This is a genomic window from Bacillus sp. DHT2 (assembly GCF_026241455.1).
Classification (GTDB): domain Bacteria; phylum Bacillota; class Bacilli; order Bacillales; family Bacillaceae_G; genus Bacillus_A; species Bacillus_A pseudomycoides.
Window position 1 is genome coordinate 195516 of sequence record NZ_JAPHWH010000002.1, and the last position, 19888, is coordinate 215403.

18 protein-coding genes are annotated in these 19888 nt (G+C 37.6%); 1 reads left to right on the forward strand and 17 read right to left on the reverse strand.

Features of this window, described 5'->3' with window-relative positions; translation table 11 throughout:
• Positions 1–20: 20 nt before the first annotated feature.
• The 17 genes from spoVM to ORL93_RS06075 all read right to left on the reverse strand — a co-directional run bounded on the left by spoVM (position 21) and on the right by ORL93_RS06075 (position 18014).
• On the reverse strand, positions 21–101 hold the full coding sequence (spoVM, locus tag ORL93_RS05995) for a stage V sporulation protein SpoVM (protein WP_001213600.1): 81 nt from the start codon (positions 99–101) through the stop codon (positions 21–23).
• Between the two features lie 66 nt (positions 102–167).
• On the reverse strand, positions 168–809 hold the full coding sequence (locus ORL93_RS06000; RefSeq protein WP_018764724.1) for a thiamine diphosphokinase: 642 nt from the start codon (positions 807–809) through the stop codon (positions 168–170).
• 105 nt (positions 810–914) lie between these two features.
• Positions 915–1559, reverse strand: coding sequence for a ribulose-phosphate 3-epimerase (rpe, locus tag ORL93_RS06005; RefSeq protein WP_097794305.1), 645 nt, complete (start codon positions 1557–1559; stop codon positions 915–917).
• Positions 1560–1561: 2 nt separating this feature from the next.
• Positions 1562–2443, reverse strand: a complete 882-nt coding sequence (gene rsgA, locus ORL93_RS06010) for a ribosome small subunit-dependent GTPase A (protein ID WP_003199670.1) — start codon at positions 2441–2443, stop codon at positions 1562–1564.
• Positions 2444–2727: 284 nt separating this feature from the next.
• A complete protein-coding gene (pknB, locus tag ORL93_RS06015) occupies positions 2728–4698 on the reverse strand; it encodes a Stk1 family PASTA domain-containing Ser/Thr kinase (RefSeq protein WP_097794306.1) in 1971 nt (656 codons plus the stop codon).
• An 8-nt stretch (positions 4699–4706) separates the two neighbouring features.
• Positions 4707–5459: a Stp1/IreP family PP2C-type Ser/Thr phosphatase gene (locus ORL93_RS06020; RefSeq protein WP_003199663.1), complete on the reverse strand. Its 753-nt coding sequence runs from the start codon at positions 5457–5459 to the stop codon at positions 4707–4709.
• Positions 5460–5463: 4 nt separating this feature from the next.
• Positions 5464–6552, reverse strand: a complete 1089-nt coding sequence (rlmN, locus tag ORL93_RS06025) for a dual-specificity RNA methyltransferase RlmN (protein WP_003199662.1) — start codon at positions 6550–6552, stop codon at positions 5464–5466.
• Positions 6553–6556: 4 nt separating this feature from the next.
• Positions 6557–7891 carry a 16S rRNA (cytosine(967)-C(5))-methyltransferase RsmB gene (gene rsmB, locus ORL93_RS06030; RefSeq protein WP_040118956.1) on the reverse strand — a complete coding sequence of 445 codons (1335 nt, stop codon included), beginning with the start codon at positions 7889–7891 and terminating at the stop codon, positions 6557–6559.
• On the reverse strand, positions 7888–8832 hold the full coding sequence (gene fmt, locus ORL93_RS06035; RefSeq protein ID WP_003199658.1) for a methionyl-tRNA formyltransferase: 945 nt from the start codon (positions 8830–8832) through the stop codon (positions 7888–7890). Before fmt ends, rsmB begins: the two co-directional genes overlap by 4 nt.
• 16 nt (positions 8833–8848) lie before the next feature.
• Positions 8849–9325 (reverse strand): peptide deformylase, encoded by a 477-nt coding sequence (gene def / locus ORL93_RS06040; RefSeq protein ID WP_097794307.1) that lies wholly within the window; start codon positions 9323–9325, stop codon positions 8849–8851.
• Positions 9326–9336: 11 nt separating this feature from the next.
• The gene (gene priA, locus ORL93_RS06045) at positions 9337–11742 is read right to left on the reverse strand and encodes a primosomal protein N' (RefSeq protein WP_098161187.1); all 2406 of its coding nucleotides are present in this window, start codon (positions 11740–11742) and stop codon (positions 9337–9339) included.
• Positions 11739–12944, reverse strand: coding sequence for a bifunctional phosphopantothenoylcysteine decarboxylase/phosphopantothenate--cysteine ligase CoaBC (gene coaBC / locus ORL93_RS06050; protein ID WP_003199652.1), 1206 nt, complete (start codon positions 12942–12944; stop codon positions 11739–11741). The genes priA and coaBC overlap by 4 nt, the downstream gene beginning before the upstream one ends.
• Positions 12945–13142: 198 nt before the next feature.
• Positions 13143–13355 carry a DNA-directed RNA polymerase subunit omega gene (rpoZ, locus tag ORL93_RS06055; protein WP_003199650.1) on the reverse strand — a complete coding sequence of 71 codons (213 nt, stop codon included), beginning with the start codon at positions 13353–13355 and terminating at the stop codon, positions 13143–13145.
• Between the two features lies 1 nt (position 13356).
• Positions 13357–13974 carry a guanylate kinase gene (gene gmk / locus ORL93_RS06060; protein WP_003199649.1) on the reverse strand — a complete coding sequence of 206 codons (618 nt, stop codon included), beginning with the start codon at positions 13972–13974 and terminating at the stop codon, positions 13357–13359.
• Positions 13975–13987: 13 nt separating this feature from the next.
• Positions 13988–14251, reverse strand: coding sequence for an extracellular matrix/biofilm regulator RemA (gene remA, locus ORL93_RS06065; protein WP_001251459.1), 264 nt, complete (start codon positions 14249–14251; stop codon positions 13988–13990).
• A gap of 67 nt (positions 14252–14318) precedes the next feature.
• On the reverse strand, positions 14319–15194 hold the full coding sequence (locus ORL93_RS06070; protein ID WP_003208193.1) for a YicC/YloC family endoribonuclease: 876 nt from the start codon (positions 15192–15194) through the stop codon (positions 14319–14321).
• Between the two features lie 99 nt (positions 15195–15293).
• Entirely contained in the window at positions 15294–18014 is a 2721-nt protein-coding gene (locus tag ORL93_RS06075; RefSeq protein ID WP_018780917.1) for a calcium-translocating P-type ATPase, SERCA-type, read from the reverse strand.
• A gap of 104 nt (positions 18015–18118) precedes the next feature.
• On the opposite strand from ORL93_RS06075, the gene ORL93_RS06080 reads away from it, so the two are divergent.
• Entirely contained in the window at positions 18119–19828 is a 1710-nt protein-coding gene (locus ORL93_RS06080; RefSeq protein ID WP_097794309.1) for an Rqc2 family fibronectin-binding protein, read from the forward strand.
• Positions 19829–19888 lie beyond the last annotated feature (60 nt).

Here is a 19888-nt window from a genome sequence, read left to right on the forward strand (position 1 = left end):
GCACCATTAATGGTGCTTTTTTAGTCCTTTTTAAAGGTATTTAACACCGCGCGAACAATTCCACCAAGAAATTTAGGTAACTTAATTGTATAAAATCTCATGGTTTCCCTCCTAATCCCCATTACTCCACTTGTTTACTATATGATGCAAGTAGCAAAAGTGTTTCTTCAATCAGTGCTTCTTATCACCATTAATATGCCAGAAGCAAATGAAAAAGTACCTTTTTCCGCAATGAGTTCATTACTAATACAAAGCGTCGATCCCCATTCTATCGTTTTATCAGTAAGAGGATATTTAAAGCCACGAAGTGTAATACCTTTTACAATTTCCGTAACAGGTACAAAGGATACGTATGGAAATTGTTCATTTTCTTCAATTATATATGTGCCTACTTTTTTTACAGAGATTTCATTTTTATTGTCAACGATATACATTTCAGTATGTGCTTCCAGCCCTTTTAAAAGCATTTGTATGTTCGCTAACCCATGATCAAGCCTTCCGCCTGTAGCACCAAAAATGCGAATCAAATCCGGCTTTTGCTCCAGTGCCCAATGAATTGCAATTTCTAAATCCGTTTGATCTTTTTCACGCGGAACAATATGTAACTCATCTGTCTGTTTTTGCATCCACGCTAATTCTTCATCTGTAACTGAGTCATAATCACCAAATGCAACAGTAGGTATGATTCCTCTTTGCAACAAACGATATACACCACGATCAACCGCAGCCCATACTACTTCCTCATTTTCATACCGAGAGAAATCAGCACAGTACTCCGCCGGTCCTCCAGCTAAAATATGAATAATCATCTTTTCTTTCCCTTCTATAGAAAAAAGCAATCTGCCAGTCGGTAGATTGCTTTTTTCACATTAGCCCGTTCTAACAGGTCTTAAAAGTTTTCTTATCTATATTCCTTACCCACGAATTACTCGAATTGCTTCACCGCGGTCTTTTTGATTGTACACTGCTGATCCTGCTACAAGAACATTTGCTCCAGCTTCTACACAAAGTCTCGCAGTCTCAGCATTCACACCACCATCAACTTCGATTTCTACTTGTAAATTACGCTCTTTGACCATTTCTGCAACTTGTTTAATTTTCGGTAATACAGAGTGAATAAACTTCTGTCCACCAAATCCTGGATTTACTGTCATAAGTAATACCATATCAATATCTCCCAATACGTGTTCAATCATTGAAACTGGTGTATGTGGGTTTAATACAATTCCAGCTTTAATACCATGTGATTTAATTAATTGAATCGTACGATGTAAATGCGGGCACACCTCTACATGAACAGTAATAATATCCGCTCCAGCTTTTGCAAAAGTAGGGATATAGTTATCCGGGTTTTCAATCATTAAGTGTACATCTAATGGTAAAGATGTAATTGGACGAATCGCTTCTACAATTAATGGACCAATTGTAATGTTCGGAACAAAATGCCCATCCATTACGTCAACATGGATATAATCCGCTCCGCCCTTTTCTACATCTTTAATTTCTTCCCCTAGTTTGGAAAAATCTGCTGATAAAATCGATGGTGCAATTTTAATCATAATTAATACCTCGGCTTTCTCTCTCTAATTTCTTCTACAAATTGTTTGTAATGTTCATAACGATATTGTGTAATTTTCCCTTCTTCAACCGCAGCTTTTACTGCACATTTCGGTTCTGAAAGGTGTGTACACCCTCTAAATTTACAGTATTGACTCTCTTCTTTCAACTCTGGAAAACAATACGTAAGATCTTCTACTTCGATATCAATAAAATCAAGAGAGCTAAAACCCGGTGTATCTGCAACCAGACCGCTTCCTACTGCAATTAATTCTACATGCCTTGTCGTATGCTTCCCTCGCCCTAAATGCGATGAAATATCATCTGTTTTTAGGGCTAAATCTGGGCGTAATACATTTAACATGGAAGATTTCCCTACACCAGATTGCCCCGCAACAACTGAGACACAACCTTCTAAGAATGGTTTTAAAATATCAATACTTTCCGATGTATTTATAGAAGTAAATAACACATCATATCCCATTTCACGATAATCATTTGCATAAGATTCAACAGTTTCTCGCATTTTTTCATCTACTAAATCCATTTTACTGATACAAATAATTGGTTTAATGTTATGATATTCAATTAATACTAAAAATCGATCTAATAACCCTGGGTTAAAATCTGGTTCAACTGCTGAGAAAACAAGGATTGCTTGATCAACATTGGCAATTGGCGGCCTAACAAGTTCATTTTTCCGCTCAAAAATCTCTAAAACATAGCCTTCATTCGGATTCTCCGCTTGAAAAACTACTTGATCTCCTACAAGTGGTGTAATTTTATTTTTTCTGAATACACCACGACCACGGCATTGTGTAATGCCACCTTCATGCTGTACATAATAAAAACCACTTAAAGCTTTTACAATTTTTCCTTCTGCCATATAATTCTCCTTTATTCTATATAAAGTGAAATTGTTATCAGCCTCTCCATACAGTTATCCCTTCCTTAAAATATTGAGACGGGGTACTGCCAGCGAATACTAGGATAAAACTGACTATGTATCAGTTCAGATTCTCCTTTATTTCCACTTCACTTTTATGGCTGTCCTTCTATTTCAAAACGTAATTTCTTACCCTTCTACGTTAACAGCATAACAGGCAAGAGCAACAAATTCCACTCTCCATACAAAGAAGGTGGAATCCACCAAATGGAGACACACCTTTACTAGGCTGGATATGGCACTTCTTTATCAATAATTGTCGTCCCATCTCGAACAATTTTGTAATGACCTTTTGTTCCTTCTTGAATCACAAATTCCAAAGTAATAGTAGCAGATTCTGTTATTGTTCGCGTTTCAATCGGCTTATCCATTTTCTGCTGCATATCTTCTTTATAAATTTCAATTGTTTGTGGCTTTTTCTCACCTGTCGCAGGAGGCTCATACGGAATCGAAATGTTATCAACCTTTACTGTTTTCATTACTTTAGGCTTCGGACCATCAGAGACAGTAATCGTTACTTTATCCCCTTCTTTTAACGGCGTTCCTGGTTTTGGTGATTGTGAAATTACTTGTCCCTTATCAACAGTATCCGAATATTCTCTTTTTATATTTGGGACCAGTTTCTTTTCATTTAAATAGCTATTCACACTATTTTCCGTCCATCCAGAAAAATCAACAGGTCGAATTTGGTAAGGACCTTTACTCACCCAAACTTTCACATCTTGCTCCGCTTCCACAACCATTTGGTCTGCTGCTGGACTTTGTTCTACGATTTCACCTTTTGGTTTTTCGCTTTCAATATCGTATCGAACAACAATTTTATACTTCCCTTCCAATTCGTCCTTCAAACTATCAAAATCTTTTCCGATTAAATTACTCATCTTATCCTTCTTTTTTCCACCGGATTGATAGATAGTAATTTTCGACCTTTCTTTTACAACCCTTCCTGCTGCCGGACTTGTTTTAATTACTTTCCCAGCTTCAACATCATCTGTATAAACAATGTTCGGTTCAGCAACTTCAAATCCTTTCTCAACAAGAGTGTTAACAGCAGTCTCATACTTCATACCAGACACATCAGGAGTTTTTACGTCTTTAGGAATAAAGAATCCTGGAATCACAGTCAGCGCTAACGTTGTGCCGATTGCTAAAAGTAAAAATGTTGTAAGTAACACTTTCAGCCATTTGTTACTTCGCTTTTTTTTCTCGTTCGGTTTCACTTCTTCATCTTTTATCTGTTCATCCGCTTTACTTCCATTCAATACAATTGTTTCATCGCTTACATTTCCAAATAATTGTTCTTGTTGAATAATTGGAATTGCCTTCGTCGCTTCCATATCTTCAGGTATATAAAATGGTTGCTCGTTAATACGTTCTGGATATAGCGCCGTTTCAATATCTCTCTTCATCGCATTAGCAGACTGATAGCGATGAAATGGATCTTTTGCAGTTGCTTTTAAAATAATATTTTCTACACTTTGCGGAATATCTGGATTCCAGCGTTTTGGAGATGGTGTTTCATTCTGTAAATGTTTTAAAGCGATCGCAACTGCAGACTCTCCTGAGAAAGGTTGTCGCCCTGTTAGTAATTCAAACATAACAATACCAAGCGAATAAATATCCGATTGTTTATTCGCTATCCCTCCACGTGCTTGCTCTGGTGACAAGTAATGGACCGAACCAAGCACTGAGTTCGTATGCGTTATCGCCGTTGCACTTGTAGCAGTCGCAATCCCAAAGTCTGTCACCTTCACGACCCCATCATTCCGAATTAAGATGTTATGTGGCTTTATATCTCTATGGACAATTTCAAAATGATGCGCATGTGCCATTGCAGATGTTAACTGCTCCATAATATCAAGAGCTTCTCCTATCGGTAACATTCCACGCTGCGTTATGTATTGCTTTAATGTTTGTCCAGGTACATATTCCATAACAAGATAATAAATTCCATCTTCTTCCCCAACATCATACATATTCACAATATTTGGATGCGACAACGTTGTAACAGATTGCGCTTCTCGATGGAAACGTTTAATAAACTCATCATTATTTGCATAATCGAGTCTTAATATTTTTACCGCTACATCTCGGCCTAGTATATCATCATGAGCCAAATATACATTGGCCATCCCTCCGCCACCGATCATTTTCAGTAGCTTATAACGGTCGTTTAGGCGTTTTCCAATCAGCACGTTGTAATTCACCTACTTTCGTTTGCCGAATCCGCATAATCAACAATGACAAGGGTAATATTATCTTCTCCCCCACGATCATTCGCAAGTTGAACAAGATGTTCTCCCTTTGTCTCGAGTTGTTCGTTTAATTGCAAAATCTTTCGCATATCATCCATAGCAACTTTATTTGATAATCCGTCAGAGCAAAGAAGCAGTTGATCATTTTCTTCTAACACTAATGTTTTAACATCTAATCCAACTTTTTCTTCTGTTCCAAGCGCTCGTAAAAGCAAATTCTTTTTTGGATGATACTCTGCATCCTCTTTTGAAATCTCACCATATCTAACAAGTTCATTTACAAGTGAATGGTCTTCAGTTATAAGTGAAATCTCATCATCTGATAACATGTAACATCGACTATCTCCTATGTGTCCAATTGTTACAAATCCCGCTGTACAAATCGCAACAATAACAGTAGTTCCCATACCACTACACTCTGTATGTTTCTTCGAGTATTCGTATACCCTCTCGTTAATCATCTCAACGTTTGTATGTAGCCATTCTTCGGCCTTTTTTGGTGTATCCATATTATACGTTTGTTTCCAATAATCATGGAATAGTTGAATGGCCATCGAGCTAGCAACATCACCTGCTCGATGACCTCCCATTCCATCAGCTACAACAGCTAAAATATCTCCATCTAAATTATGAAAAACTCCTGCACTATCTTCATTATGTTGACGAACTTTCCCTTTATCCGATAGAAACACGGCTTTCATCTTGTCACCTCGTCTCTTCTTTGCGCTCCTTTGCACGCAACTGACCGCAGGCAGCATCAATATCATGACCTTGTTCACGGCGAATCGTTACATTCACTCCACGGTCTTTCAACGTTTTTTCAAATAAGAAAATTTGTTCACGTGGTGTTCTTACGTAATCGCGTTCTGGTACATAGTTTACCGGAATTAAGTTCACATGACATTTTACACCTTTTAAAAGTTGAGCCAATTCTTCGGCATGCTCAACTTGGTCGTTTTCTCCTCCAAATAAGCCATATTCAAACGTAATGCGACGCCCGGTTCTATTTACATAGTATTTAATAGCTTCCATTAAGTCAGGCAGCTTATAAGCACGGTTAATCGGCATTAATTTTGAGCGTAATTCTGTATTTGGAGCGTGCAATGAAATCGCAAAGTTAATTTGCATATCCTCTTCAGCAAACTTATAAATTTTCGGGATGATTCCACTTGTTGAAACCGTCATATGACGTGCACCAATATGAATTCCTTTTTCATGGTTAATAATGCGTAAAAACGACATTAAGTTATCGTAGTTATCAAACGGCTCTCCAATTCCCATTACAACAAGAGAACTCACGCGCTCATCTGTCTCATCAAGCGCACGTTGAACCTCTACTACTTGCGCTACGATTTCTCCAGCCTCTAGGTTTCGCTTTAAACCACCTAGTGTTGATGCACAGAATGTACAACCAATTCGGCAACCTACCTGTGTTGTTACACAAATGGAATTTCCATATTCATGTCGCATTAATACTGTTTCGATAGAATACCCATCATATAATTGGAATAAAAACTTAATTGTCCCATCAGAAGATGTTTGCTTTACTAATGTATTTAAAGTAGTAATATCAAAGGAATTCGACAATTTATCACGCAATCCTTTTGAAAGATTTGTCATATCCTCATAATTTTTTACACGCTTTTTATATAGCCAATCAAAAATTTGACCTGCACGGAATTTCGGTTCACCTTGTTCCTTTAACCAATTTTGCATTTCATGAAGTTGTAAAGAGTAAATAGATGTTTTTTTTGTTTCTAAATCTTTCTTTTGTTTTTTTACAGTCGTTTCCATGATGCTACACCTTCTTTCTTAAACAAGCAATATAAAAGCCATCTGTTGCAAAATAATGCGGTAAAATTTGTACTTGCCCTTCATTTATATAAGGACGTAATTTTTCTGGCATGCGCTCTTTCATAGTAGTATCCCATTCAAATTCAGGATGCTCTTGTAAAAATTGCTCTATCACTTGTTCATTTTCTATTTTTTCAATTGTACACGTACTATAAACAAGGCGACCACCTGCTTTTAACAGTGGAGCTACCTTTTCTAGTATCGATAGCTGAATTGTCGACAGTCTTTCACTATCGCCTTTTTCTTTACCTAATTTAATATCAGGCTTACGTCTGATAACACCAAATCCAGAACATGGTGCGTCTACTAATATTTTGTCAAAGCTTTCGTTCGCAAAATGTTCTTGAACTTTTCTGGCATCTAGCGCCTTTGTTTCAATGTTCTCTAATTCTAGACGCTTCGCCTGTTGCTGAATTAGACGAACTTTATGCGGATGTAAATCCAGCGACGTTACCTGACCAGTCCCCTTTAAACGCTCTGCAATGTGTGTTGTTTTCCCACCAGGCGCCGCGCAGCTATCAAGAACCATATCTCCTTCTTCGGGTTTCAAAGCACGCGCAACAAGCATAGAGCTTTCATCTTGAATAGAAAGGAAACCGTTTTTAAACGCTTCTGTATGCGCTACGTTTCCTTTTTCAATTTGGATAGCATCTTCTGATAAATCACCACATTTTGCTTGTACACCCTCACGTTCTAGCAAAGCAATCGCTTCTTCTACCGTTATTTTATCAACATTCACACGTGCTGTCGGTACCGGCGGAACCATATTTACTTCGCACATTTTTTGCGCTGTTTCTAAATCGTATGCTGATACCCACTCTTGTACAAGCCACTCTGGATGACTCGTTGCAACAGAAACTCGCTCTACAGGATTTTGTATCTCCTCTAAAGATGGCACACCTTCACGTTGAATCGAACGGAGTACCCCGTTTACCATCCCTGCAATTCCTTTATGACCACGACGTTTTGCAATCTCAACAGCCTCATGAATCGCCGCTCTTTCTGGGACGCGATCTAAATATAGCATTTGATATAAAGATAAGCGAAGTAATATTTTTACCCACGCTTCAACTTTTTTTCTTAAAAATGGTTGTAAATAATAGTCAAGTGTATCACGACGTTGAATCGTTCCATAGACAATCTCAGTTAACAAACCAATATCTTTTCTATCAATCGCACTTTTTTCAATCAAATTATTTAAAAGTAAGTTGCTATAAGCGCCACTTTTCTCTACTTGAATTAGACCATCAAGAGCTAACTCACGAACATTTTGTCTCATGCGTCTTCTCCTAACTTCGTACCAATTTCAGGTTTTGTTCCACGTAAAAATTGTGAACAACTCATGCGCTTTTTACCAGATGGTTGTAACTCAGTAATTTTAACACCTGTTTCATTTCCTGTTGCCACAACGAAACCATCTTCTTCAATTGCTACAATAGAACCAGCTTCAGCCTGTACTGTTACAGGAACTTTTTCGCCCCACCATACTTTTACAACTTGCCCTGCTAAAGTTGTATAAGCAACTGGCCACGGATTTAAACCACGAATGTGATTGTAAACCTCTTCTCCTGTTTTCATCCAATCAATCTTTTCTTGCTCACGTTTAATATTGTAAGCGAATGTTACTTCATCCTCATTTTGTTTAATCGGTTCTAATTTTCCTTGTATTAAAAGCGGAACTGTTTTTGATAATAAGTGCGCTCCAGCCTCACTTAATTTATCAAATAATGAACCAGTTGTTTCACGTTCTTCGATTTCCACTTCTACTTGCGTTAAAATATCACCAGCATCTAATTTTTCCACCATATACATAATTGTGATACCTGTTTTTTCTTTTCCCTGCATGATGGAGTAATGAATTGGTGCACCGCCGCGAAGTTCTGGAAGTAATGAAGCATGAACATTAATACATCCATACTTTGGTGCTTCTAAAATTTCGTTTGGTACAATTTGTCCGAACGCAGCTGTCACAATTAAATCCGGCTCTAATGCCAATACTTTTTCATATTCGTCTTTTTCACGAATTTTTAACGGCTGTAACACCGGAATACCATGTTTTTCCGCTTCCACCTTAACAGGTGTTGGTGTCATAACCTTTTTTCTTCCCACTGGACGATCCGGCTGCGTTACAACACCAATTACATCATATCCATCTTCAATAAGACGACGAAGCACCGGTACAGAAAAGTCCGGTGTTCCCATAAATACTACTTTTATCATTCAAAAACCGCTCCTTTTACATCTCTTCTAATTCATTTTCCTCATAATATCTCGTCACTTTTGATGTAAATAACACACCATGTAAATGGTCGATTTCATGTTGAATTGCGCGTGCTAAAAAATCATCTGCCTCTAATAAAAAGATTTTACCACGACGATTTTGTGCACGTACTTTAATATACTCTGCACGCTCCACTTCACCATAAAGTCCCGGAAAGCTTAAGCAGCCTTCGGGACCTACTTGTTCACCACGTTTTTCTAAAATAACTGGATTAATCAGTTCGATTTTTCCCGTATCATCACCAATATCAACAACTGCCACTTGCAAACTTACGCCGACTTGTGGTGCTGCTAAACCAACACCATCTGCAACTAACATTGTTTCATGCATATCTTTTAACAAATTCACTAACTTTTTATCAAAGTTCATTACCCGTTCACATGGGGTTTCTAACACTTCATTTGGATGCTTTACAATTTCTAAAACTGCCATATTTTCCTCCGCTACATTAACATTGTTGGATTAAAGTCGATTGAGATCTGCAAATCTTTTTGCATTTCTGCTTGATAATGTTCATTTACCATTTTGAGCACGTACTTTAAGTTTGGTTCCCGCTTGTATTTTATCATGCATTGGTATCGATATCTATCTTTTATCCTTGGAATTGCTGAAGCAACCGGTCCTAGCACCATTGTTTGCCGCGAGCAATGCGTTCGTAAATAACCGACAATTTTTTCCGTTACTTGCACTGCTTTTAATAACTCTGGATGCGAAACGGTTACAAGTGCGACATAGTAGTATGGCGGGTATTGCCTTGTTTTTCTCATTTGCATTTCTTGTTCAAAAAATACATCGTACTGCTGATTCTTTGCTAGTTCTACGCTATAATGTTCTGGCGTATACGTTTGAATTACTACTTCTCCTGGTAATTCATGTCGACCTGCACGTCCACTCACCTGTGTCAATAACTGATACGTCTTCTCGCTTGCTCGAAAATCTGGTAAATGTAGCATCGTATCAGCTGTTAAGACACCAACAAGTGTAACCTTTGGAAAATCAAGCCCTTTAGCGATCATCTGTGTTCCAAGTAAGATATCAGCTTTCTCTTCACCGAAGGCTTTTAATAACTTTTCGTGCATTCCTTTGCGACTCGTTGTATCAACATCCATACGGATAACCCGCGCCTCTGGAAATAACTTTGTAATTTCTTCTTCTACCTTTTGTGTTCCTGTCCCAAAGAAACGAATATACGAACTATTACAAGCAGGACAAGCAGTTGGCATACTTTCCTCATAACTGCAATAGTGACATTTTAAACGATGATTCATTTTATGATAGGTGAGTGATATATCACAGTGTGGACATTGCACGACATAACCACAATCACGACACATGACAAACGTTGAATGGCCTCTTCGATTTAAAAAAAGAACCATTTGTTCTTTCTTTTCTAACCGATCCGCTATTTTCTCATGAAGTAATTTTGAAAACATAGAACGATTTCCATCACGCAGTTCCTCACGCATATCAACAATTTCTACTGTCGGCAACGCTTGTTCATTCATACGCTTTTGCATGGTTAGTAGCTCATAAACACCTTTTTTCGCTCTAGCAAATGATTCTAGAGTCGGCGTTGCACTGCCGAGCACGATTGGACAATTATGATATTGCCCTCGCCAAATCGCAACATCCCTGGCATGATATTTCGGATTATCTTCTTGTTTATAACTTGACTCATGTTCTTCATCAATAATAATAATTCCTAAGTTTTCAAATGGAGCAAAAATAGCGGAGCGTGCTCCAACAACAACTTTTACTTCTTTTCGTAAAATTTTCCGCCATTCATCATATTTTTCCCCAACAGAAAGCGCACTATGAAGAACCGCAACTTGCGAACCAAAACGTCCTTTAAATCGATCTACCATTTGCGGTGTTAACGCAATTTCTGGAACAAGTACAATCGCCTCTTTTCCCTTTTTCAACACCGCAGCAATGGATTGCAAATACACTTCTGTTTTACCGCTTCCTGTAACACCATATAATAAAAATGGATTATATGTTTCATTTGTAATGGATGACAAGATGGGCGTAATCACTTGATTTTGTTCATCTGTGAGCGGAAATGGCTTTGTCTGTTCAAAAGCCTCATCGTCATATGGGTTACGATATACTTCAATGTACTGTTCTAAAAGCAACCCTTTTTTCACAAGCGACTTTACCGGTGCATCTGTTATTTGTAGTTCTTCTGTTAATGTTTTTAATGGCACACTGTGATAATTTTCTACAAAGTAATACAGTACATCTTGTTGCTTTTTACTTTTCAGCTCAAAGGCAGCTGCCTCTAATTGTTCCTGTGGCAATTCTGGCTGAATCACCCTTTGTTTCTTCTTTTGCACCTTATCTTTTACTTTATAGATGACTTCAATAGTGCCGTTTGTTATCTCTTTTTGAACCATGCGATACATATGTGAGTGCGTAGCAATTTCTTCCCAATCTATCGCTTCTTCCCCTTGAAACAAATCACGAATTTCCGGCGCCACTGTAGCTGTTTTATGGAGCTGTAGCCGTTTTTTATAAGTCGCTTTTATCGCAGCTGGAAGCATAACTTGAAAAGCTGAAATCATATAACATAATGTTTCATCCGTCAGCCAAAAACCAAGTTGTAATAATTCTTCATTTAAAACTGGCGTAACATCTAGTATTTCATGCAATGCTTTTAACTTTTTACTTTCCACATCGACTGAATCTTTTATTTCAATAATAAAGCCTTGTAATTTCCGTGGACCAAACGGAACGACTACACGCATACCTGTTTGTACAATATCTTCCCATTTCTTAGGGATAACATAATCAAACGGGCGATCTGTTTGACGTGCCGGTACATCAACGATTACACTTGCAAATTTCATACACGATCCTCTTCTAACATCGCTTTAATTTGCATTAAAATTTCACGTGCAACTTCTTTCTTTGTTAAAAGAGGTAATCGAATAACTTCTCCATCTTTTCTATACATTGTTACAATATTCGTATCCGTACCGAATCCTGCACCTTGTGCTTTCACATCATTTGCAACAATCATATTTGCATTTTTTTCACGCAATTTTTTCGTTGCATATTCTTCTATATTTGTCGTTTCAGCAGCAAAACCGATTAGGAGTTGATGCTCTTTTTTCTCACCGAGTGTTTTCAAAATATCGATTGTTCTTTCTAACTCAATGACTGCATCGCCACTTTTCTTTTTCATCTTCTGATTATGCACAATTTTCGGGCGATAGTCTGCTACTGCAGCTGTTTTAATAACAACATCCATAGATCCATAATGTTGCATTACAGCTTCTAACATATCTTGTGCAGATTCTACTTGCACAGTTGTTACATTTACAGGTGGTGCTATTGCAGTTGGACCTGAAACAAGTATTACATCCGCTCCTAAGTTAGCAGCAACTTCCGCTAGCGCATACCCCATTTTCCCTGAAGAAAAGTTCGTCATAAAACGTACTGGATCAATTTTTTCACGAGTTGGGCCAGCAGTTACTAAAATTTTCTTTCCCTTTAATGGTTTATGTTCTGAAAACGCTTCTTGTAATCGAGCGATAATTGTTTCTGGTTCTTCTAATCGACCTTTCGCAACATATCCGCATGCTAAAAAGCCTTCTCCAGGCTCAATAAATGTATATCCCAACGCTTTTAACGTCATCATATTCTTTTGGACAATTTTATTTTCATACATATGCACATTCATAGCAGGTGCAATCCAGACTGGCGCTATAGTAGCTAACAATGTTGTTGTGATCATATCATCAGCAATACCATTTGCTAATTTTCCGATACAATTCGCTGTTGCTGGTGCAATAAGCACAACGTCCGCCCAATCCGCTAAATCAATATGAGCGATAACTGCAGAATCTTTTTCATCAAACGTATCCGTGTATACATCATGGCGAGAAAGCGCTTGAAATGTAAGAGGTGTAACAAATTTCATCGCCGATTCACTCATCATTACTTTTACAAGTGCTCCTGCTTGTGTTAATTTACTCGTTAACGCAGCCGCTTTAAAAACAGCAATGCCTCCTGTTACACATAGAAGTATCTTTTTCCCTTTTAGCATATGACTCGTCCTCTTTCTTTTTCAAACTTATTCTGCTGAAATGTATTCATTCCAGCTCGTCAGTGCTAGTATTTCATTAAACAAAAACCTATTTCTTTTAGCTCTATCATAAAAAAATAACAACCTACTTGTAAATAGGTTGTTACCGTTACATAGAAAAGTATAAAGTCTATGTTTTCATTTGTCGAAGAGAATGCCTTACTCAGATACTTTCTCTTCGCTTGGTACATAATTTAATGCTTCCGCATCGATTTCTTCCAACGCTTTACCTACACATTTATGAGAAACAGGATTTTCAACAACACAGTTGTTAGCCATTTGCATTTCACGAGCGCGTTTTGCCGCTACTGTTACTAATGTATATTTAGAGTCGATTTTTTTTAGCAATGAATCAATTGATGGATTTAACATATTATATACCCTCCGTCATTTCTTTATAATATTTCGCTACTCTGTCGCGGCGGCAATGTTCACCAACCACAATAGCTTTAATGCGTTCACAAGCAAGTTCTACTTTATCATTTTCTACTACATAGTCATAAGCGTCCATCATCTCGATTTCTTCTTTTGCTACAGTTAAACGATTTTCAATAACATCTTCAGTCTCTGTACCGCGACCAACGATGCGATTCTTAAGCTCTGATAAGCTTGGAGGAGCTAAGAAAATAAATACCCCTTCTGGGAAAGCTTTCTTTACTTGAATTGCTCCTTGTACTTCAATTTCTAAGAATACATCTTTTCCTTCTTGCAATGTTTTTTCAACATAATCAATTGGTGTTCCATAGTAATTCCCAACGAACTCTGCCCACTCAAGCAGCTTTTCGTTACGAATCATTTCTTCAAACTCTTCTCTCTCTTTAAAGAAATAATCCACACCATCTACTTCACCTTCACGCGGTTTACGTGTCGTTACTGAAATAGAGTATTGAAATCTTGTATCTTCATGGCTGAACAACTCTTTTCGAACTGTCCCTTTCCCAACGCCAGAAGGTCCTGAAAGAACGATGAGCAACCCTCTTCTACTTCTCATAAATATGTAAAACCTACCCTTCCTCACTTAAATCTTCTTTATTATTTAAACGATGTGCAATCGTCTCTGGCTGAATTGGGCTTAGTACAATATGCCCATCATCCATAACAATAACCGCCCTTGTTTTTCTCCCATACGTAGCATCTAGTAACACGTTATGTTCACGCGCTTCCTGCACCGTTCGTTTAATAGGAGCTGACTCCGGACTTACAATTGCAATAATTCGATGAGCAGATACAATATTCCCATATCCAATATTTAAAAACCGCATGGCCATAGTTTGCGCCTCCTAGTAAGTCTATCCGATTTCCCCACCACGTATAACTTTATATATTTTTTGACAGCTACTCAATATTTTGTACCTGTTCACGAATTTTTTCAAGGTTATTTTTCATTTCTACAACATATTTTGAAATTGTTAAGTCATTTGCCTTAGAACCGATCGTGTTAATTTCCCGATGCATCTCTTGTACAATGAAATCCATTTTTCTACCAACAGGCTCCTCGATCTCAAGGGCTTCATGAAATTGAGCTAAATGACTTTGCAAGCGAACCAATTCTTCATGAATATCCGAGCGCTCCGCAAACATCGCTACCTCTGTCAGCAACCTTTGTTCATCTAACTCATGATTATGTAATTCTTTTAAGCGATTTTCCAATCGTTCACGATATTTTTGAGTAACAATTGGTGCATGCGGGATAATCGCATTTACACAATCGTGTATCTCTTGTAAACGATACGCCATATCTTTATGTAATCGTTCTCCTTCACCATCTCTCATCGTTTTTAACGTACGAGCAGCTTGGCGAACAGCTTCATATAAATTTTGTTCAAATTGTTCATTTACATTTTCCATTTCTTCAATCGCCGTTACTTCTGGCATTGCCATTAATTGTTGAAGTGTAATGGAATCTTGTAATTGAAATTTCGTTTTCACGTCTTCCATAATGGATTTATACTGCTTAAGAAGCGGCCAATTCACACTTAACTTTCTTTCAACAAGCCCTTCCCCTGTAATAATAATGGACACTTCAATACGCCCGCGGCGAACTTGTTCTGCAATTAACTTACGAATTTTGTCCTCAAAAACCATCATTTGTTTCGGAAGTCGAATGTTCATCTCTAAAAAACGATGGTTCACTGACTTCATTTCTACTGTAATTTGAAAAGCATCGTTTTCCACTTTCGCTCTTCCAAATCCTGTCATACTAGAAATCATCTTTATCACATCCACACCATGAAATAACTCAATGAAAAAGGTAATAGAGATGCAACTCTACTACCTTTTGTAAATTATATCACATTTTCATATCATTGACTATTTCAAGTTTATGCCTCTCTTATACAAGATCGGCTTCTTCTTCTCCTTTTTCCCTGTCAATAAAGAGCCGACTAATAAAAATGTTGGAATGGACGATAAACCAACGATTAATAACCAATCTCTCGCTTGAATTGGCATTGTACTAAAAATCGGTTGCAGTGGTGGATAATAAATAACCACAAGCATTAATAACACCGAAATAATAACTGCTCCAACCAAATATATATTCCCAAAAGGATTACGATGGAATATAGAGTGTTCACTGCGGCAGTCAAATACATGAATAAGCTGTGCTAAAACTAGTGTAGCAAAAGCTACTGTTTGCGCATATTTCAATTCATTTGGATGCTGATTAAATGCAATAATAAATGCCAGCAAGGTTACAATACCAATTAAAAAGCCTCTACTCACAATTTTCCAAGCCAACCCTCTTGCAAACACCCCTTCTTTCGGATGCCGTGGATTTCTTCTCATCACATCTCCCTCAGCTGCATCTAACCCTAGTGCCATTGCTGGTAAACCATCTGTTACTAAATTCACCCATAAAATTTGAATTGGAACCATCGGAAGTGGTAAAGCAAGCATCATCGCAAATAACATAACTAAAATCTCTCCAACATTTGATGCTAATAAATACCGAATGAACTTCCGAATATTCTCATATATATTTCGTCCCTCTTTAATTGCCGATTTAATCGTAGCAAAGTTATCATCTAGCAAAACAAGAGAGGAAGCTTCTTTAGCTACATCCGTTCCTGTAATTCCCATCGCTATCCCAATATCAGCTGTTTTAATAGCAGGAGCGTCATTCACTCCATCACCTGTCATCGCCACAATATGATCTTTATTTTGAAGAGCTTTTACAATTTTTAATTTATGTTCAGGAGATACACGTGCAAATACATAGGTATCTTCTACAATATCCTCTAGTTCATCTACAGACATATTTGCTAATTCTACACCTTCTATAACGCGGCCATTCGGTGGTAAAACCCCTAACTGCTCCGCAATTGCCATCGCTGTTACTTTATGGTCTCCTGTAATCATTACCGTTTTAATACCAGCCTCTTTACACTCTTTTACGGCCTGTTTCACTTCTGGTCTTGGCGGGTCTATCATTCCTTGTATCCCGACAAGCATGAAATCTTTTTCTACTTCTCTTTCATGTTCAATTGAATCTGTTACTTTTAAAGCCCTAAATGCAACAGCAATCGTTCGAAGCGCTTGACTCCCAAGGTTATGAATTGCCGCTTGCACTTCTTTACGATATAACTCACTTAAAGGTTGCTGTTTATCCCCCCATAAAATTGTTTGGCTCATTTGCAAAAGAACATCAGGTGCCCCTTTTGTGACTACAAATTTTTTACCATCACGATCACGAACGATTACGCTCATCATTTTTCGTGTGGAATCAAAAGGGAGTTCATGAATAATTTCAAACTTCTCTTTTAAAGCTTCTCGGGATATTCCTGCTTTCATCGCCGCTGCAACGAGCGCACCTTCTGTCGGATCTCCATCTAGGACATATGTTTTTTTCTTTTTTACAATGCTCGCGTTATTGCATAAACACCCAAATGTTAATAATTGATATAACGCCCTTGTAGATTCCGGATTAACCTTCTGCTCACCTTTCATAAATGATCCAGTAGGCTCGTAGCCTTGCCCGGTTACATGCCATGTTTCGCCACCTGACCACATATGTGTTACCATCATTTTATTTTGTGTCATCGTACCCGTTTTGTCCGAACAAATAACAGAAGCACATCCTAAAGTTTCTACTGCTGGTAATTTTCGAACAATCGCTCTCTTTTTAATCATGCGCTGTACACCAAGTGACAATGCGACCGTAACAATCGCTGGTAATCCTTCTGGAATTGCTGCAACAGCAAGTGACACACCCGCTAAGAACATATGATACACTTCATTCCCTTGATACACTCCAGCTAGTACAACAAGTGCTGTTAAAATAAGGGCAACAATGATTAGAATCTTCCCAAGTTGTTCTAATCTTCTTTGCAGCGGTGTTTCCATTTGCTCTGCATTTTGCAACAGATTTGCAATCTGCCCCATAGCCGTGTTCATCCCTGTAGCTACTACTACTCCGGCCCCGGAACCCCTTGTTATCATCGTCCCCATAAATGCCATATTTTTTTGATCACCAATCGCAACATTTTGACCGCTTAATGCTTCCACTTTCTTTTGAACAGGTACAGATTCTCCCGTTAAAGCCGATTCCTCGATATATAAACTCGATGCTTCAACAAGACGAATATCAGCACCAATACGGTCGCCGCTAGAAAATTTAATGATATCCCCAAGGACAAGTGCTTTAGATGGTATTTTCATCCATTTTCCATTTCGTAAAACCGTTACTTGCGGGGCAGCTAATTCTTTCAAAGCCTCCAATGATTTTTCTGCTTTTCTTTCTTGAAAAAAACCAAGAACACCATTGATAATAACAATTGCGACAATTGCAATCGAATCAATATACTCTCCTAAAAAAGCTGAAATGATTGTCGCACCAAACAAAACAAGTACCATAAAATCTTTAAACTGCGCCAAAAATACAAGAAGTGCAGAAGGCCGCTTTGCTTCTTGTAATTCATTTGGCCCTAGCTTCTTTAAGCGCCCTTCCGCTTCTTGCTCTGACAGTCCTACCTTCACATTCGTATTCGTTCTTTCTTCCACTTCATGTGCACGCATTTCATACCAATTCATCTCGCTATCGACCTCCTGATTGCAGACATGCTCTAATGAAAGCTTATTCAGCCCCGTCCAAAAAAATGCTATAATTAACATTTAGTTAGAAAGGAGTGTTCATAATGGCATTCGATGGATTATTTACAAGAGCGATTACACATGAAATTGCAAATTCTCTTCAAACAGGAAGAATTTCAAAAATATATCAACCCTCAAAATATGAGGTTTTGTTACATATTCGAGCAAACGGAAAAAATCAAAAATTACTTATTTCCGCACACCCTACATACGCACGTATGCATCTTACAAATCAAAGTTATGATTCACCAGCATTACCACCAATGTTTTGCATGCTTCTTCGCAAACATTTAGAAGGTGGATTTATTGAGAAAATTGAACAAATCGATTTAGAACGTATCATTCAAATTACCGTTCGAAGCCGTAACGAGATTGGGGACGAATCGTTAAAAACATTAGTGATTGAAATAATGGGTCGTCACAGCAATATTATTTTAGTAGACGCGAAAACAAATATCATTTTAGATAGCTTAAAGCACGTTTCTTTAGCGGTAAATCGGCATCGTACTGTATATGCTGGCGCTGAATATGTTGCACCACCAGCACAGCATAAAATTAATCCCTTGCAGATTGAAACACAAGATGAGTTTATTAGGCCACTAGACTTTTTAGCAGGAAATATGGATAAACAACTTGTTGGGGCCTTTATGGGGATTTCTCCGCTATTTGCAAAAGAAGTTGTAAAGAAAGCTGTTATGGTAAATGAACATGCATTATCAGAAGCGTTTTTCACATTACAAAAACCAATGCAAGCGCATCAATATGAACCAACAATGATAACGGCAAATGGAAAAGAGTTCTTTTATCTCTTCCCTCTTACACATTTAAAAGGGGATAATAAAACATTCTTATCTGTAAGTGAATTATTAGATCGATTCTTCTTTGGAAAGGCTGAACGCGATCGTGTAAAACAACAAGCACATGATTTAGAACGATTTATGCACAATGAAAAAGCAAAAAATGAAAAGAAATTAATTAAATTACAAAAAACACTACAAGATGCTGGGAAAGCTGATAAATATCAATTATTCGGTGAACTTCTTACAGCTAACATGTATGCATTAAAAAAAGGTGACAAAGAAATTGAGGTTGTCAACTACTACGATGAAAATGGCGGAACAGTAAAAATTACATTAGATCCACTGAAAACACCGTCAGAAAACGCACAACGTTATTTCCAAAAGTATCAAAAAGCGAAAAATTCTGTCGCAATCGTAAAAGAACAAATTGAAAAAACAAATGAAGAAATCCTTTACTTTGATAGCCTACTTCAACAAATGGAGGCTGCTTCTTCAAAAGATATCGAGGAGATTCGCGAAGAATTAGCTGAAGAAGGTTATATGCGTAACCGTAAGTCGAAGAATACAAAGAAAAAAACATCAAAACCGATATTAGATAAATATACCTCTACCGATGGAACAGAAATTTTAGTCGGTAAAAATAATAAACAAAATGACTATTTAACAACCAAATTTGCACGTCGTGATGAAATTTGGTTACATACAAAAGATATTCCTGGTTCTCACGTTGTTATTCGCTCATTAGAACCAACTGAAGAGACTTTATTAGAAGCTGCTAAACTCGCTGCTTATTACAGTAAAGCAAAAGATTCTAGTTCTGTTCCTGTAGATTTCACAAAAATTCGCCATGTAAAAAAACCAAGCGGTGCTAAACTTGGGTTTGTGACATATGATAATCAACAAACATTGTATGTAACACCAGATGCTGATACGGTGATGAAATTAAAAGCTTAAAACAAAAAGAGGTAATAACGATATTAATTAAATCGTTATTACCTTTTTTTATACCTATCA

Bases quoted from the DNA above. Each gene is read 5' to 3' on its own strand.
- ORL93_RS06070 (WP_003208193.1), bottom strand. From the start codon at position 15,194: ATGATTTCTAGTATGACAGGATTTGGAAGAGCGAAAGTGGAAAACGAT.
- rsgA (WP_003199670.1), bottom strand. From the start codon at position 2,443: ATGGCAGAAGGAAAAATTGTAAAAGCTTTAAGTGGTTTTTATTATGTA.
- fmt (WP_003199658.1), bottom strand. From the start codon at position 8,832: ATGATAAAAGTAGTATTTATGGGAACACCGGACTTTTCTGTACCGGTG.
- remA (WP_001251459.1), bottom strand. From the start codon at position 14,251: ATGGCCATGCGGTTTTTAAATATTGGATATGGGAATATTGTATCTGCT.
- spoVM (WP_001213600.1), bottom strand. From the start codon at position 101: ATGAGATTTTATACAATTAAGTTACCTAAATTTCTTGGTGGAATTGTT.
- coaBC (WP_003199652.1), bottom strand. From the start codon at position 12,944: ATGCTAAAAGGGAAAAAGATACTTCTATGTGTAACAGGAGGCATTGCT.
- rpe (WP_097794305.1), bottom strand. From the start codon at position 1,559: ATGATTAAAATTGCACCATCGATTTTATCAGCAGATTTTTCCAAACTA.
- rsmB (WP_040118956.1), bottom strand. From the start codon at position 7,891: ATGAGACAAAATGTTCGTGAGTTAGCTCTTGATGGTCTAATTCAAGTA.
- ORL93_RS06020 (WP_003199663.1), bottom strand. From the start codon at position 5,459: ATGAAAGCCGTGTTTCTATCGGATAAAGGGAAAGTTCGTCAACATAAT.
- priA (WP_098161187.1), bottom strand. From the start codon at position 11,742: ATGAAATTTGCAAGTGTAATCGTTGATGTACCGGCACGTCAAACAGAT.
- ORL93_RS06080 (WP_097794309.1), top strand. From the start codon at position 18,119: ATGGCATTCGATGGATTATTTACAAGAGCGATTACACATGAAATTGCA.
- gmk (WP_003199649.1), bottom strand. From the start codon at position 13,974: ATGAGAAGTAGAAGAGGGTTGCTCATCGTTCTTTCAGGACCTTCTGGC.
- rlmN (WP_003199662.1), bottom strand. From the start codon at position 6,552: ATGGAAACGACTGTAAAAAAACAAAAGAAAGATTTAGAAACAAAAAAA.
- def (WP_097794307.1), bottom strand. From the start codon at position 9,325: ATGGCAGTTTTAGAAATTGTAAAGCATCCAAATGAAGTGTTAGAAACC.
- rpoZ (WP_003199650.1), bottom strand. From the start codon at position 13,355: ATGTTAAATCCATCAATTGATTCATTGCTAAAAAAAATCGACTCTAAA.
- ORL93_RS06075 (WP_018780917.1), bottom strand. From the start codon at position 18,014: ATGAATTGGTATGAAATGCGTGCACATGAAGTGGAAGAAAGAACGAAT.
- ORL93_RS06000 (WP_018764724.1), bottom strand. From the start codon at position 809: ATGATTATTCATATTTTAGCTGGAGGACCGGCGGAGTACTGTGCTGAT.